Source organism: Agrobacterium sp. ST15.13.015, assembly GCF_027871645.1.
Taxonomy (GTDB): domain Bacteria; phylum Pseudomonadota; class Alphaproteobacteria; order Rhizobiales; family Rhizobiaceae; genus Agrobacterium; species Agrobacterium leguminum.
The window spans coordinates 282,559-297,097 of record NZ_JAQAHF010000002.1; the positions used below are offsets into that span (position 1 = coordinate 282,559).

The 14,539-nt window shown below is 59.7% G+C and carries 12 protein-coding genes; 5 read left to right on the forward strand and 7 right to left on the reverse strand.

Annotation, left to right across the window (positions count from 1 at the left end; all coding sequences use genetic code 11):
* Window positions 1–17 precede the first annotated feature (17 nt).
* From PIB16_RS04625 to dnaE, 3 genes are all read left to right on the forward strand, one after another.
* Window positions 18–1,325: a lipoprotein-releasing ABC transporter permease subunit gene (locus PIB16_RS04625; RefSeq protein ID WP_003521507.1), complete on the forward strand. Its 1,308-nt coding sequence runs from the start codon at window positions 18–20 to the stop codon at window positions 1,323–1,325.
* Window positions 1,326–1,340: 15 nt separating this feature from the next.
* Window positions 1,341–2,024, forward strand: a complete 684-nt coding sequence (locus PIB16_RS04630; RefSeq protein ID WP_003521506.1) for an ABC transporter ATP-binding protein — start codon at window positions 1,341–1,343, stop codon at window positions 2,022–2,024.
* 540 nt (window positions 2,025–2,564) lie between these two features.
* Window positions 2,565–6,065 (forward strand): DNA polymerase III subunit alpha, encoded by a 3,501-nt coding sequence (gene dnaE / locus PIB16_RS04635; RefSeq protein ID WP_271045080.1) that lies wholly within the window; start codon window positions 2,565–2,567, stop codon window positions 6,063–6,065.
* 22 nt (window positions 6,066–6,087) lie between these two features.
* On the opposite strand, the gene PIB16_RS04640 is transcribed toward dnaE, so the two are convergent.
* From PIB16_RS04640 to PIB16_RS04650, 3 genes are all read right to left on the reverse strand, one after another.
* Window positions 6,088–7,326: a L,D-transpeptidase family protein gene (locus tag PIB16_RS04640; RefSeq protein WP_271045081.1), complete on the reverse strand. Its 1,239-nt coding sequence runs from the start codon at window positions 7,324–7,326 to the stop codon at window positions 6,088–6,090.
* Between the two features lie 169 nt (window positions 7,327–7,495).
* Window positions 7,496–8,779, reverse strand: coding sequence for a DNA polymerase IV (locus PIB16_RS04645; protein ID WP_104679371.1), 1,284 nt, complete (start codon window positions 8,777–8,779; stop codon window positions 7,496–7,498).
* 70 nt (window positions 8,780–8,849) lie between these two features.
* Entirely contained in the window at window positions 8,850–9,158 is a 309-nt protein-coding gene (locus PIB16_RS04650; RefSeq protein WP_003521499.1) for a DUF3572 domain-containing protein, read from the reverse strand.
* Window positions 9,159–9,289: 131 nt separating this feature from the next.
* On the opposite strand from PIB16_RS04650, the gene PIB16_RS04655 reads away from it, so the two are divergent.
* Both PIB16_RS04655 and PIB16_RS04660 read left to right on the forward strand, forming a co-directional pair.
* On the forward strand, window positions 9,290–9,661 hold the full coding sequence (locus tag PIB16_RS04655; protein WP_003521498.1) for a response regulator: 372 nt from the start codon (window positions 9,290–9,292) through the stop codon (window positions 9,659–9,661).
* A gap of 18 nt (window positions 9,662–9,679) precedes the next feature.
* Window positions 9,680–11,050 (forward strand): PleD family two-component system response regulator, encoded by a 1,371-nt coding sequence (locus PIB16_RS04660; RefSeq protein ID WP_020810655.1) that lies wholly within the window; start codon window positions 9,680–9,682, stop codon window positions 11,048–11,050.
* Between the two features lie 892 nt (window positions 11,051–11,942).
* Here the strand turns inward: PIB16_RS04660 and rpmG are convergent.
* The 4 genes from rpmG to PIB16_RS04680 form a co-directional block, all read right to left on the reverse strand.
* Window positions 11,943–12,110 carry a 50S ribosomal protein L33 gene (gene rpmG / locus PIB16_RS04665; protein ID WP_003496403.1) on the reverse strand — a complete coding sequence of 56 codons (168 nt, stop codon included), beginning with the start codon at window positions 12,108–12,110 and terminating at the stop codon, window positions 11,943–11,945.
* Between the two features lie 89 nt (window positions 12,111–12,199).
* A complete protein-coding gene (locus PIB16_RS04670) occupies window positions 12,200–13,366 on the reverse strand; it encodes an MFS transporter (protein WP_271045123.1) in 1,167 nt (388 codons plus the stop codon).
* A 17-nt stretch (window positions 13,367–13,383) separates the two neighbouring features.
* Window positions 13,384–14,010, reverse strand: a complete 627-nt coding sequence (locus tag PIB16_RS04675; RefSeq protein WP_271045124.1) for an NUDIX hydrolase — start codon at window positions 14,008–14,010, stop codon at window positions 13,384–13,386.
* A gap of 62 nt (window positions 14,011–14,072) precedes the next feature.
* Entirely contained in the window at window positions 14,073–14,516 is a 444-nt protein-coding gene (locus PIB16_RS04680) for a DUF983 domain-containing protein (protein WP_059752697.1), read from the reverse strand.
* Window positions 14,517–14,539 lie beyond the last annotated feature (23 nt).

Below are 14,539 nucleotides of genomic sequence, written 5' to 3' on the forward strand. Positions count from 1 at the left end.
GAGATCAGGGAGACGACATGGCACAAGCCGAGGCTGACAAGGGTGCGGCTGTTTCCGCCGGGGCAAAAACCGCCCGGCCGTTTTCCGCTTTTGAACGTATGGTGGCCTGGCGTTATCTGCGGTCGCGGCGCAAGGAAGCGTTCATTTCCGTCATCGCCGGTTTTTCCTTCGTCGGCATCATGCTGGGCGTGGCGACGCTCATCATCGTCATGGCGGTGATGAACGGGTTCCGCACCGAGCTCATTTCGCGCATTCTCGGCATCAACGGCCATATGATCGTGCAGCCTATCGACCAGCCCTTCAATAATTATGATGAGCTGGCGAAGAAGTTTGCCGCCGTTCCCGGCGTCACCATGGCCCTGCCGCTGGTGGAGGGCCAGACGCTCGCCTCCGGCCGCGGCGGCGCGGGCTCCGGCGCTCTGGTGCGCGGCGTTCGCCAGGAAGATATCGACAAGGTCAAGGAAGTAGCCACCAACATCAAGACCGGCGATCTGGTCGGCTTCATGGCCGGAGATGGCGTTCTCGTCGGCTCAAGGCTTGCCGCCCAGCTCGGCGTAACGGCCGGTGACGACATCACCCTCATTTCCCCGGAAGGCGACGTGACGCCGATGGGCGTCAATCCGCGCGTCAAATCCTACAAGATATCCGGCGTCTTCGAGATCGGCATGTCGGAATATGACGCCTCGATGATCTATATGCCCCTGTCCGAAGCCCAGCTTTATTTCAACGCCGAAGGCCTCGTGCAATCCATCGAACTTTATGTCAGCCGCCCCGACGATGTCGACGGAATCCGCCCGCTGGTGGAACAGGCCGCCGAACGGCAGATCTATATCACCGACTGGAGACAGCGGAACCAGACCTTCTTTTCCGCCCTGCAGGTGGAAAGAAACGTGATGTTCATGATCCTCACTCTCATCGTTCTGGTGGCGGCGCTGAACATCATTTCCGGCCTCATCATGCTGGTGAAGGACAAGGGCAGCGACATCGCCATTCTGCGCACCATGGGCGCAAGCTCCGGCTCCGTGATGCGCATCTTCTTCATGACCGGGGCGGCCATTGGCATGGTCGGCACCTTTGCGGGCGTGGCGCTCGGCGTCATCGTCTGCCTCAATGTGGAATCCATCCGGCAGTTCTTCTCGTGGATATCCGGCACGGTGCTGTTTGACCCGCAGCTTTATTTCCTGAGCCAGCTTCCGGCCGAAATGGATATCAGCGAGACCATTTCCGTTGTCATCATGGCACTGACGCTCTCTTTCCTGGCAACGATCTTTCCAGCATGGCGGGCTTCCAAGCTCGATCCGGTGCAGGCCCTGCGTTACGAATAAGGACCGCTTCGCAATATGGCAAAAAAAACAGTGCTGCGGCTTACTGGCGTCGAGAGAACCTATGGTCAGGGCGAGACGTCGCTTTCCATTCTGCGCAAGGCTGATTTCGAATTGAAGAGCGGCGAGATGGTGGCGCTGGTCGCCCCTTCGGGAACCGGCAAATCCACGCTGCTGCATCTGGCGGGACTTCTCGAACATCCAGATGCCGGCGAGGTCTATATCAACGGCGCACCCTGCAATGACCTGCCGGATGAAACGCGAACCGCGATCCGTCGCAGCGATATCGGTTTTGTCTACCAGTTCCATCATCTCCTGCCGGAATTCTCGGCGGTGGAAAATGTGATGATGCCGCAGCTCATCGCCGGTCTGACACAGGCCGAAGCCCACAAGCGCGCCAGTGCGCTGCTCGACTATATGCGGGTGGGGCATCGCGGTGAGCACCGCCCGGCGGAACTCTCCGGCGGTGAACAGCAGCGTGTCGCCATCGCCCGCGCCGTCGCCAACGCACCGCTTTTGTTGCTCGCCGACGAGCCAACCGGCAATCTCGATCCGGAAACAGCGCACTATGTTTTCGACGCGCTGGAGGCGCTGGTACGCCAATCCGGCCTCGCGGCGCTGATCGCCACCCACAATCACGAACTCGCCGCCCGCATGGACCGGCGTGTGACGCTCGCCGACGGCAAGATCGTCGATTTCTGAGCTGATGCGCGAGGCGCGAGCCTCGTGCGCCAATTTTTTCATAGCGCTGGAAATGATCGCTCTCGCCAATTGGGGTGAATGACGGCTCCGGGACGGATTGCGCCAAGCTGGCGAGTCGGTCCGCCCGATGCTCTCCAGAGAACGCCTGTTCTCCAAATTTGAGTTTTTTCCGAACCCGGGGGTGTTTTTACCTCCGGGTTTTTTCGTTTTGGAGTCAGTGGCTTGCTGTTCCCCACGCGGGAACCGAAGGCGATTCTGCGGCATTAGCAAGGGGAATATCAGCAAAACCCTGTTGACAATCGAACAAAATGAGAACAAAGTTGGAACATAACGAGTAAGGAGAGACCAATGACTGATTTCATCCGTGACGTTGCCGCTTTTGCCTCCATCGCTGTCTTCGTAGCCAGCTTTTCGGTGATCCTCACCGCCCTGTGAAGGGCACGCCGGCGCAGAAACCTGTATGGACGCCGTAAAGCGGTGGACTTTGAGCGCCGGAAATCGGAAAATCGCCCCCTCGATTCAGAATGACAGGATGATGACATGGGCGATGCGGTTGTGCGTGGAGAGACCTCTGGCGAAACGCTGAAAACTCCCGGTTTCGTCCATTTGCGGGTCCATTCCGCCTATTCCCTGCTTGAGGGGGCCTTGCCCCTCAAGAAAATCATGTCCAAGGCCGTCGCGGACGGCCAGCCGGCCATTGCCATTACCGATACCAACAACCTCTTTGTCGCGCTGGAATTTTCCGAAAAGGCGCGCGATGAAGGTTTGCAGCCCATCATCGGCTGCCAGTTGTCGATCGACATGCAGGATGCGGCGGAGGACCGCCGCAACCACAACAGCCACCTTCAGAAACTTCCCGCCATCGTTCTGCTGGCGGCCAATGCCGAAGGTTACGAGCGGCTGGTGGATATCGTCAGCCGCGCCTATCTGGAAGGCGAGGGCAGCGGCCATTCCGTGCATATTACCCGTGCATGGCTGGAGGAAGCCTCCAATGCCGGCCTGATCGCGCTGACGGGCGCTTCCGGCGGTCCGGTGGATATGGCCTTGAAGGAAGGTCATGCTGCCCAGGCGAAAGAACGGCTGCTGACGCTGAAGTCACTCTTCGGTGATAGGCTTTATATCGAATTGCAGCGCCAGTCCGGTTATGACCGTTCCCATGAGCGGCGCATGATTGGCCTTGCTTATGACCATGATATTCCGCTGGTTGCCACCAACGAGGCGTTTTTCCCCTCCAAGGCCGATTATGAGGCGCATGATGCGCTGATGGCAGTGGCGCATAACGCCATCGTCTCCGATGACAGCCGGTTCCGGCTCACGCCCGATCATTACCTCAAAAGTCGACAGGAAATGGCGGCGCTGTTTGCCGATCTTCCCGAGGCGCTGGAAAACACCGTCGAGATCGCGCTGCGCTGCTCCTATGTGCTGAAGAAGCGCGGGCCGATCCTGCCGCGTTTCACCGGCGCCAGCGACGACCCCGAGGCGGCGGAACACGCCGAAGCCGAAGAGCTTCGCCGCCAGGCGGTGGAGGGGCTGGATCAGCGGCTGGCGGCGCTCGGCATGGCGGCCGGCTATACCGAGCAGGACTATCGCGACAGGCTGGATTTCGAACTCGGCGTCATCTCGCGCATGAAGTTCCCCGGTTACTTCCTGATCGTTGCCGACTTCATCAAATGGGCCAAGCAGCACGATATTCCGGTCGGGCCGGGCCGCGGTTCGGGTGCGGGCTCGCTTGTCGCTTATGCGCTCACGATTACCGATGTCGATCCTCTGCGCTTCTCGCTGCTGTTCGAACGTTTCCTCAATCCCGAACGCGTTTCGATGCCCGACTTCGATATCGACTTCTGCCAGGACCGTCGCGAAGAGGTGATCCGTTACGTGCAGGCCAAATATGGCCGCGAGCAAGTGGCGCAGATCATCACCTTCGGTTCGTTGCAGGCGCGCGCGGCCCTGCGCGACGTCGGCCGCGTGCTGGAAATGCCCTATGGGCAGGTGGACAAGATCTGCAAGCTGGTGCCCAACAACCCGGCCAACCCGACACCCCTGTCGAAAGCGATCGAAGAAGAGCCGCGCCTGCAGGAAGAGGCGGACAAGGAGCCGGTGGTTGCCCGCCTTCTGGATATCGCCCAGAAGATCGAAGGGCTTTACCGCCACGCCTCCACCCACGCCGCCGGTATCGTCATCGGTGACCGCCCGCTGTCGAAGCTGGTGCCGATGTATCGCGATCCGCGCTCGGATATGCCGGTCACCCAGTTCAACATGAAATGGGTGGAAAGCGCCGGCCTCGTCAAATTCGACTTCCTCGGCCTGAAGACGCTGACGGTGCTGAAGGTGGCCGTCGATTTTGTTGCCAAGCGCGGCATCAAGGTCGATCTCGCGGCGATTCCGCTGGATGACGCCAAAACCTACGAGATGCTCTCGCGCGGCGAAACCATCGGCGTGTTCCAGGTGGAAAGTGCGGGCATGCGCAAGGCGCTGATCGGCATGCGGCCCGACTGCATCGAGGACATCATCGCGCTGGTGGCGCTTTATCGCCCCGGCCCGATGGAAAACATTCCGGTGTACAACGCCCGCAAACATGGCGAGGAGGAACTGGAATCGATCCATCCGACCATCGACCATCTGCTCAAGGAAACGCAGGGCGTTATCGTCTACCAGGAACAGGTGATGCAGATCGCCCAGGTTCTCTCCGGTTATTCACTCGGCGAAGCCGATCTTCTGCGCCGCGCCATGGGCAAGAAGATCAAGGAGGAGATGGACAAGCAGCGCGAACGTTTCGTGGATGGCGCCATCAAGAACGGCGTCTCGAAGCCGCAGGCCAACACCATCTTCGACCTTCTCGCGAAATTCGCCAATTACGGCTTCAACAAGAGCCATGCTGCGGCCTACGCCATCGTGTCCTACCAGACCGCCTATATGAAGGCGCATTATCCGGTGGAGTTCCTGGCGGCCTCCATGACGCTCGATATGGCGAACACGGAAAAGCTCAATGATTTCCGCCAGGATGCCGGCCGCCTTGGCATCGAGGTCGTGGCACCTTCGGTACAGACTTCTTTCCGGCAATTCGAGACGGGCGAGAACCGCATCTATTATTCGCTCGCCGCCATCAAGGGCGTGGGCGAGGGGGCGGTGGAACACATCGTCCAGGTACGCGACGGCAAGCCGTTCACGAGCCTTGAGGATTTCTGCCTGCGCATCGATCCCAAGCAGATCAACCGGCGTGTACTGGAAAGCCTCATCAATGCCGGCGCCTTCGATTGTTTCGGCCGCGACCGCGCCGAACTGATCGGCGGGCTGGATCGTATCATCGGTTATGCGCAGATGGCGCAGAACAACCGCGCCATTGGACAGTCGGACATGTTTGGCTCCGGTGGTGGAAGCGGCCCGGAAAAGCTCATCCTTCCCGCCTTCCAGCCCTGGCTTGCCTCGGAAAAGCTGCTGCGCGAGTATCAGGTGCTCGGTTTTTACCTCACCGCCCATCCGCTCGATACCTACCGCCCGGTGCTGGAAAAGCTGCGGGTGCAGAATTTCGCCGATTTTTCCGCCGCGGTGAAACAGGGCGCGACTGCCGGGCGTCTGGCCGGCACCGTGACAGGCAAGCAGGAGCGCAAGACCCGCACCGGCAACAAGATGGGCATCGTCACCTTCTCGGACGCATCGGGCCAATATGAGGCGGTGCTGTTTTCCGAAGGGCTCGGCCAGTTCCGCGATCTGCTCGAGGTCGGCAAATCGCTGGTCATCACCGTGCAGGCGGAGGAGCGTCCGGAAGGCATCGGTCTGCGTATCCAGACGGCGCAGTCGCTGGAAGAGAAATCCGTGCAGATGCAGAAGGCGTTGCGTGTTTATGTGCGCGATTCCGGCCCGCTGAAAACGGTGGCCCGCCACCTCAATACGAAAGGCGATGGCTCGGTCTATTTCATCGTCATCAAGGATGAGGGCAGCCGCGAGATCGAGGTGGAGCTGACGGAGAAATACCGCATCTCGCCGGAAATCGCCGCTGCGCTGCGCTCCGCGCCCGGTGTCGTCGATGTGGAACTGGTGTGAGGCCTCAAGCCTCACACGTCGCTCATACCGGCCCTTCTTTGGTCACGGTAATGAAGTCCGTTCCAGTGCCTGTCTCCAGCTGGTGACTGATATCGGAAACGGTGATCGAGCTGCCGCTTGAAAGCTCCTGCTCGATCCGGCTGCGTATTTCCGTGGGAATTTCGAGGCGGCCGAGCACGGCGCTCAATTGATCGAAACCGCCCGGGGCTTCGGTAACGGAGATGCCGAGCCGCTTGCGGGCCGCCGCCGGCAGATGGTTTTCCAGCGTCACGCCGTTCCATTCGGCAGTTCCGGCGGCGCGATCCACGGACACGGCTTCGAAGAAATGGGTTCCGAGCGCGACTTCCGGGTCCTTGATGTCGATGGCTGCTTCGAACAGCGGCTTGAAATCCTGCCGCACCATGATCTGGCCAGTCGGTGGGTGGTCCTCACCGGCCGAGGCATAAAGCGCCGTCACGAAGGCGTCGGTCAGAAGCGGGCCGGTGGTTTTCAGCCCCTTCCAGCGCTTGAAACCATTGATGGCGCTGATCGTCATTTCCCCGGCATAACCATCGGCTGAACCGGCATCGAAGCCGAGGCGGGTCAAAACGGTCTGAATATCCATCACCTTTTCCCGCTCGCCGCGCCGGGTGATGAGAATGCGCAGGGGCGAGGGCTCCCTGGTCTTTGCCGCCGGCTTGAGGGCCTGGGTCTTTTCATTGACGGCAACCTCGACCGTCCCCAAAGCCGCATCGAAAGTCGCCGGGCGCAATTCCACATCCGAAAGAAGCAGCTTGCCGTCATCGGCATCGTCGCGCGGCTGAAACAGCGCCGGATGCTGCACAAAGCGCAGCGAGACCGGCCGGTCGGTGATGATGACATGCACGCCGGTCTTGGTGTCTCCGAAGAGAGACTTCGCGAATTTGGACGGCAGGCGCACGCAGCCGTGCGAGGCCGGATAGTTCGGCACCTTGCCTTCGTGCAGCGCGATGCCGGACCATGTCAGCCGCTGCATGAAGGGCATGGGTGCGGCCGAGTAGATATTCGACTCGTGGTATTTGCGCTTTTCCAGAATCGAGAAGATGCCGCTCGGTGTCTCATGTCCGGCCTTGCCGGTGGAGACTTCCGAGGTGGCGACGATTTCGCCGTTCTCATAAAGCGAAAGCGACTGGTCGCTTTTCGATACCAGTATCTGCAGGGACCTGCTGTCAGCGGCAAGCGCCGGAAAGGCAAGAATGCTGGCCGACAGCATGCCAGCCATAAGACGGAGGCGGAGGGACATGACGCAATACACCACATGTACAAAACTTGCCTCACTCAATCACGCGAAGTTTAATGAAGTTTAAGGACCGCTCATTCGCAACATCACTAATTTGTGTAAAATCTAAAATATATCCGGCGCGAGGCGGCGAGCGCACGATTGCGCGACCTGTCACACAATCCCGCAACTGTTATTTGCGCGTTCCGAACGTATAGCCGGTCTCGACGCTGCCCTTGCCGAACTTGTCGCGCAGCTTGTCCATCGCCGCTTCCGCCGCAGCCCGGCGCCCCGCCTGTTTGTCGACGAGATCGGGCGGATCGGCGAGACCTGCATCGCGCAGATCGCTGACCCCGATGCCGATGAGGCGGAACTTGGTGCCGTCCGTTTCCTTTTCCAGCAGCGAAAGGCCGGTGCGGAAAATCCGGTCGGCAAGCTGCGTGGGGTCGTCCAGCTTGCGGTTGCGGGTGCGCAACTTGAAGTCTGCCGTCTTCATCTTCAGCACCACCGTCTGGCCGGCAATGCCGCTCTTCTTTAGCCGCCAGGCAACCTTTTCGGAAAGCGAGCGCAGGATCGGCACCAGATCCTCATGGCGGGAAATATCGTTGAAGAATGTGGTTTCGGAAGAGACGCTTTTGACGGGGTCGTTATTGTGCACATGCCGCTCGTCAATGCCGCGCGAAAGCCGGAAGAGGCGTTGCCCCATCACGCCATAGCGGCGCATCAGCTCGCTTTCCTCCATCTCCTGCAGCTGCGCGATCATGCGGATACCGTCCGCCTCCAGCGTCGCCGCAAAGGCCTTGCCCACCCCCCAGATGGTCGTCACCGGTCGTGTCGCCAGAAAGGACAGCGCCTCCGTTTCGCCGATCACCGAAAAGCCGCGCGGCTTTTGCAGGTCGGACGCGACCTTGGCCAGAAATTTGCAGTAGGAAAGCCCGGCTGAAACGGTCACGCCCACTTCCTTTTCCACGCGCCTAGCGAATTTTGCCAGCACACGGGCCGGTGGATCGTGATGCAGCTTCTCGGTGCCGGAAAGATCGAGAAACGCCTCGTCTATGGAAAGCGGCTGCACCAGCGGCGTCAATTCCTGCATCATCGCCCGGATTTCGCGTCCGACACGGCTGTATTTTTCCATATCCGGCTTGATGACGATGGCGTCAGGACAGGCTTCCAGCGCCTTGAACATGGGCATGGCGGAGCGAACGCCGTGAATGCGGGCGATATAACAGGCGGTGGAAACCACCCCACGTTTGCCGCCGCCAACGATCACAGGCTTGTCGGCCAGTTCCGGGTTGTCCCGTTTTTCAACGGAGGCATAAAAGGCGTCGCAGTCGATATGGGCAATGCTCAGATCGTAGAGTTCGGCATGATAAACAAGCCGCGGGCTGCCACAGGCGCGGCAACGCCTCAGCCCCTCTGGCTGGCCGGCCAGACAGTCGCGGCAAAAACCGGGATCATAAGGTTGCGACGTGGACATGGGGCGAAAACAAAACCAGAACGTTGCCGACCATACTCCGGCCGTGACAACGGCTCAAGGGGGCACCCCATCAATACACGCCTGAATCCAGCCCCGGCCCGGAAAAGTGGTGCCAGGCGGCCGCCACTGTTTCGGGAGAAGTATCGGTCGCGGCGCAAAACGCCATCAGGTCGGGTTCATGGCTCATCAGAAAATCGGTGAGGCCTGCAAGAAAGCCGGGGTCGTTGACGGCCTGGCGCAGCATATTGGCCTGCAACCCGCTCAGCGCCAGAAAACGCGCCAGCATTTCCGGCTCGTTTGCCAGCCAACCAAGTATGGCGGCTGCCGTTTCTTGCGGATCCTGGCCGGCATTGCCTTTGTTTTTCGTATCGCGCAGCATTTCTTCCCCGAAGTTACCTATTTTGAAACCAAATCCCTCTAGCCTTGCGCAACAAATGGACGATGGAATCGGTTCTCTGGCAACTTATATGTCTGGATGAAGGTTTCAAAGCGAAACGGGGACTGCTCACCATGCCCAAGCAGGTCATGATAGTCGAAGACAACGAGCTGAACATGAAGCTCTTTCGCGACCTGATCGAGGCGTCCGGTTATACGACCATCCAGACGCGCAACGGCATGGAAGCGCTCGATCTCGCCCGCAAGCACCGCCCGGACCTCATCCTCATGGATATCCAGCTTCCGGAAGTCTCGGGGCTGGAGGTGACGAAGTGGCTGAAGGAAGATGACGAGCTGCATGTCATTCCGGTCATCGCGGTCACGGCTTTCGCCATGAAGGGCGACGAGGAACGGATCCGTCAGGGCGGATGCGAGGCCTATGTGTCGAAGCCGATTTCCGTTCCGAAGTTCATCGAAGTCATCAAGACTTATCTGGGCGATGCGTGAGGCGACTGGGGAACGGTTATGACGGCGAGAGTTCTGGTTGTTGACGATATTCCGGCCAATGTGAAGCTTCTCGAAGCCCGTCTTCTGGCGGAATATTTCGATGTCGTCACCGCCGAGGATGGTTTCAAAGCGCTGGCGATCTGCGACGAAGAACAGGTCGATATCATCCTGCTCGATATCATGATGCCGGGCATGGATGGTTTCGAGGTCTGCGAAAGGCTGAAGGCCAATCCGAATACCGCCCATATTCCGGTGGTGATGGTCACGGCGCTCGATCAGCCGTCAGACCGCGTGCGCGGCCTCAAGGCCGGCGCCGACGATTTTCTCACCAAACCGGTCAATGACCTTCAACTCATCGCCCGTGTCAAAAGCCTCGTGCGCCTCAAGGCCGTCAGCGACGAATTGCGGCTGCGTGCCGAAACCGCACGCCAGATCGGCATCGAAGAAATGCTGCGCAGCGATGGCCTGATGCAGACGCCCGGCCGCGTGCTGGTTGCGGATGGCCGCGCCAGCTCGCAGGAACGTATCGTGCGGGCGCTGAAGCCGGTTGCCGAGGTCGATGCCGTCACAGAGCCGCAGGCGGCGCTGCTCAAAGCTGCGGGCAATCCGTTCGAGCTCGTCATCGTCAATTCCAATTTTGAGAATTACGATCCGCTGCGGCTGTGCTCGCAGCTTCGCTCGCTGGAACGCACCCGTTTCCTGCCGCTGCTTCTGGTGGCGGAGCAGGGGGCGGACGATATGGTGGCGCGGGCGCTCGATCTTGGCGTGAATGATTACATTCTCCGCCCGATCGATCCGAACGAACTCGTCGCGCGCTCGCTGACGCAGATCAGGCGCAAGCGCTACAACGAACATCTGCGGCTCAATCTCCAGCACACGATGGAACTCGCCATTGTCGACGGGCTGACTGGCCTCAACAATCGCCGTTACCTCGACAACCACCTCAAGATACTCTTCGACCGTGCTGCCGTTCGCGGCCGCCCGATTTCGATCTGCATGACCGATATAGACCGCTTCAAGCTGGTCAACGATACCTATGGTCACGATGTCGGCGATGAGGTGCTGCGGGAATTTGCAGCGCGCATCCGCAGCACGGTGCGCGGCGCGGATCTCGCCTGCCGTTATGGCGGGGAGGAGTTCGTCGTCGTCATGCCCGATACGCCGATGGAGCTTGCGGCAAGCGTCGCCGAGCGCCTGCGGGCGATAGTCGAGGACAAGCCTTTTTATGTTCGTTCCATCGACCGGGAATTGAGCATTACCGCCTCCCTCGGCATTGCGACCAGCAGCGGCGCCTTCGGCGCGCCGGACGAAATCCTGAAGCAGGCGGACAAGGCGCTCTACGAGGCGAAACACGCCGGCCGCAACCGCGTCGTTGCTGCCGCTGCCTGAGCGTTAGCGGCGGATTGCATAAAATATTGCGCAATCTCTCCGTCATATCCCGGCGAAATAGTTGTTCGGGAATACGGGGCGGCCGTCGCAAGACTGCAAGCCATTGACCTTGGACGTATTTTATCGCTTTGCAATGAAAAGATGTAGATTGACGATATAAATAGAGTTCAAGTTGAAAAATACGTTGAATTCAATCTCTCCGGCAACTATAGTGTACCAGCTTTGTATACTTAACCATGTTTCCCAGGTGATGTATCTCTGGCTTAAGAATTTGTTGATTTTTATTTTACTTCTGCGCACACTCCTATTGAGAGTAACAGTTCTTCCGGCGGTTTATCCGTCTTGTGATGATGAATGATAGCGGCTTTAGCCGTCGCGATTTCGCTCGTCAGGGGCTGGTATTGCGTAGTTTGAATGCCCCATGATGCTCAGGTCCGCCGCATCTCCTGAATCGTGGGGTCGGTCGGCTGACGATGTCCGAATCGGTTCCTCGTGCCGTAATCGCATCGTTGGCCGACCGCCTTCTTCCCGAAAATTGCCTCTTCGTGGTGTGCGTGTCGCAGCGTAGCGGCTTGTGCGGTCGTCTCCGTTCACGTCATGTGCGAGGTCGTGATACGGGGCAGGGGCGGATGTGTAGCCCTTGGGATACTTCTTCCTAGCATCTGAATGATTGCGGCGGCGGATGGGGCATCAGGCCATATGGTCGGACTTACCCATGGCTGATCGCGCGCTTTGCCAGTGACGGCGGCAATTTCCGGGGAAGCGGGGAGGCGGGCCTTATTGGCCGTCTGAAAAGCCTCTGGGCGCGACAAGGCTGATGGCAGCCTCTTCCTTCGGCACAAACAAAAAACGCGCCCGTTGGGCGCGCTTTTGTCGGAGACCGATCAAGAAATTACTTGATCTTGGTTTCCTTGAATTCAACGTGCTTGCGTACAACCGGGTCGTACTTCGTCTTCGTCATCTTGTCCGTGAACGTACGGCTGTTCTTGGTGGTGACGTAGAAGGTACCGGTGTCGGCTGTCGACAGCAGCTTGATCTTGATTGTTGTAGCTTTCGCCATGGTCGTCCTGCCTTTAAACAAAAGAGAAGCCGCAGGCGCTTCTCACCTCGGCTAAATCTGGCGCGAAACTACGTATCGCGCCTGAAAAGTCAAGCCTGTTTTGCCCGGAAAACAAAACGGACGATATAAAGCACCACGTAAAGCCCGAAAAATACCGCCAGCGACCAGGCAAAGCCGTCGGTTCCGGCAAGGTCCATGGAAATGCCCACGGCCTGCGGCCCCGCAATCGTGCCGACGGCGTAACAGAAGATGAAGGCGGCATTGGCGGCGACCAGATCGGCGCCTTTCAGGCGCGATCCGAGATGGGTGAGGCCGACAGTATACATGCCGGAGACCAGCCCGCCCCAGAACAGCAGCAGGGCCGCCACCAGAAGCCAGCTTTCCACCAGGAAAGGCAGCGCCAGTGTGCCGCAGACGCCGGCAAAGGCCATCAGCCCCAGCATCGTACGCCGGTCCTTCATCCGGTCCGAAAGCAGGCCGATCGGTATCTGGAAGACCATATTGCCGATACCCATCACGGTGAGGAGAAGCGCTGCCTGCGATTCGTTGAAGCCTTCCCGCGTCGCATAGATCGGAAACAGCGAAAGGCCGCCGGCCTGCACCGAACCGAAGACGAAGGCCGCCGCGGACGCCATGGGCACCAGCCAGACATAACGGACGAAATGGTGGTTGGGCCGTTCGTCCAGCTCCGGGCTTTCGCCGCGCGCCATGAAGATCGGGATCGCGGCGAGCAGGATGATCGCCGCGCCGACCAGAAACGGCAATATGCCTTCGCTGCCGACCACGGAAAACAGTAGCGGACCGACCGCGAAGCCGACCGCAAGGCCGGTGGCATAGATGCCGAGAACCATGCCGCGTTTTCTGGGCGGCGCGGTCATGTTGATCCAGTATTCGGAGAGAATGAAAAGCGTGGTGGTGGCGCCGTGGAAAACGATTCGCAGCGGAAACCACATCCAGAAGGCTTCGGCGAAGTAAAAACCGAGCGCGCTCAGCGCCGAAACGACGACTGCGAACAGCATGGTTCGCGCTACGCCGAAATCATGGGCGATCTTGGTGGTCACGGGGGCCGCCATCATCGCCGCGACGCCGGCCATGGCCGAATTCACCCCGATCATGGTGGAAGAGATGCCGCGCTTCTCAAGGATGATCGACAGGAGCGGAAGGCCAAGGCCGATGGCGACGCCCACCGCACTGATGGCGGAAATGGCGGCGATCAGTGAGGGCCAGTGAATGGCGTCCGCTTCTTCGCATTTCATTTGTGACATGACGGCCTTTATACAAAGTCTCGAATGAACCGGCCGTGGCGCGTGACATAGAGCCGCGCGGGGCTTTCAAAGGGCAATGAGGGATCACCTATCATGAGTTTTGTGACATCTTCGAGAACCGTGCGCGTGATTTTCGGCATGTTCAGACCGGAAAGGTCTGTCATGTCAAGCCATTGCACATTGTGCAACTCGTCGGAATCACGGGTTAGCCGGGTATCCAGCCGCAATTCGTCGGCATAACAGCAGAAGAATCGCGTGTCGTAGCGCCGCACATTGCCGGGTGGGGTGATGGCGCGGGCCACATATCGGAAACGGGAAAGATCGGGACCCCTGGTGCTCAAGCCGAGATCCACGCCGGTTTCCTCGAAAAGCTCGCGCGCGGCGGCAAGCGCCAACGCTCTCGCGCCGGCAGCGCTCAGCCGCCGCGCCGCGGAGGCGGTGAGGCTGTGGAGGACGGCGGGATGCAGATCGCTGGAAAAGGGCAGCGCATGGTCGCGCGGATCGCGTTTGCCGCCGGGAAACACATAGGCGCCCGGCATGAAGACATGGGCGCTGCTGCGCTGGCCCATCAGCACCCTGAGCTGCGAGCCGGAGCGGTCGAACAGAATGATGGAGGCGGCGTCGCGCGGCCGCATGGGCGCGCTCGCCGTTTCGGCACGCCGGGGAAGCTGAGTCACGTGCAAGATCCCGCCCGCCGTCAGTGAGACGAGCCGTCGATCTGCGCTTTTTGCTGTTTTCGGTCGAAGCCGTGCATCTTCAGCGCCCATTGCAGGCCAATGACACCGCCCTTGATGGGTTGCAGCGTCAAAAGTGCTGCGAGAATGGTGATCGGCACCCAGATGGCGAAATGCACCCACATGGGAACGGAAAACACCATATCGGTCATCATGAAACCGCCGACGGCAATATGGCCGATGATGACGATGGAAATATAGGGCGGCAGGTCATCGGACCGGTGGTGGTGCATTTCTTCGCCGCAGGCGGCACAGGCGTCCACCGGCTTCAGAAAGGCCCGGAACAGGCGTCCGCTGCCGCACGCAGGACAGCGATTGGCCATTCCCCGCATGATCGAGCGGCCAAGCGGCCGTTCCGCGCTATCGTCTCCGAAGGTGACTGTTTCCGAGCCCTGATGTGCACTCATCCTAAAGTCCTTCTCCCGTTTTT

Excerpts from the sequence above, each read along its gene's own strand:
- PIB16_RS04660 (WP_020810655.1), top strand. The coding sequence starts at position 9,680 with ATGACGGCGAGAGTTCTGGTTGTTGACGATATTCCGGCCAATGTGAAG.
- dnaE (WP_271045080.1), top strand. The coding sequence starts at position 2,565 with ATGGGCGATGCGGTTGTGCGTGGAGAGACCTCTGGCGAAACGCTGAAA.
- rpmG (WP_003496403.1), bottom strand. The coding sequence starts at position 12,110 with ATGGCGAAAGCTACAACAATCAAGATCAAGCTGCTGTCGACAGCCGAC.
- PIB16_RS04645 (WP_104679371.1), bottom strand. The coding sequence starts at position 8,779 with ATGTCCACGTCGCAACCTTATGATCCCGGTTTTTGCCGCGACTGTCTG.
- PIB16_RS04655 (WP_003521498.1), top strand. The coding sequence starts at position 9,290 with ATGCCCAAGCAGGTCATGATAGTCGAAGACAACGAGCTGAACATGAAG.
- PIB16_RS04675 (WP_271045124.1), bottom strand. The coding sequence starts at position 14,010 with ATGCGGCCGCGCGACGCCGCCTCCATCATTCTGTTCGACCGCTCCGGC.
- PIB16_RS04650 (WP_003521499.1), bottom strand. The coding sequence starts at position 9,158 with ATGCTGCGCGATACGAAAAACAAAGGCAATGCCGGCCAGGATCCGCAA.
- PIB16_RS04680 (WP_059752697.1), bottom strand. The coding sequence starts at position 14,516 with ATGAGTGCACATCAGGGCTCGGAAACAGTCACCTTCGGAGACGATAGC.
- PIB16_RS04625 (WP_003521507.1), top strand. The coding sequence starts at position 18 with ATGGCACAAGCCGAGGCTGACAAGGGTGCGGCTGTTTCCGCCGGGGCA.
- PIB16_RS04640 (WP_271045081.1), bottom strand. The coding sequence starts at position 7,326 with ATGTCCCTCCGCCTCCGTCTTATGGCTGGCATGCTGTCGGCCAGCATT.
- PIB16_RS04670 (WP_271045123.1), bottom strand. The coding sequence starts at position 13,366 with ATGAAATGCGAAGAAGCGGACGCCATTCACTGGCCCTCACTGATCGCC.
- PIB16_RS04630 (WP_003521506.1), top strand. The coding sequence starts at position 1,341 with ATGGCAAAAAAAACAGTGCTGCGGCTTACTGGCGTCGAGAGAACCTAT.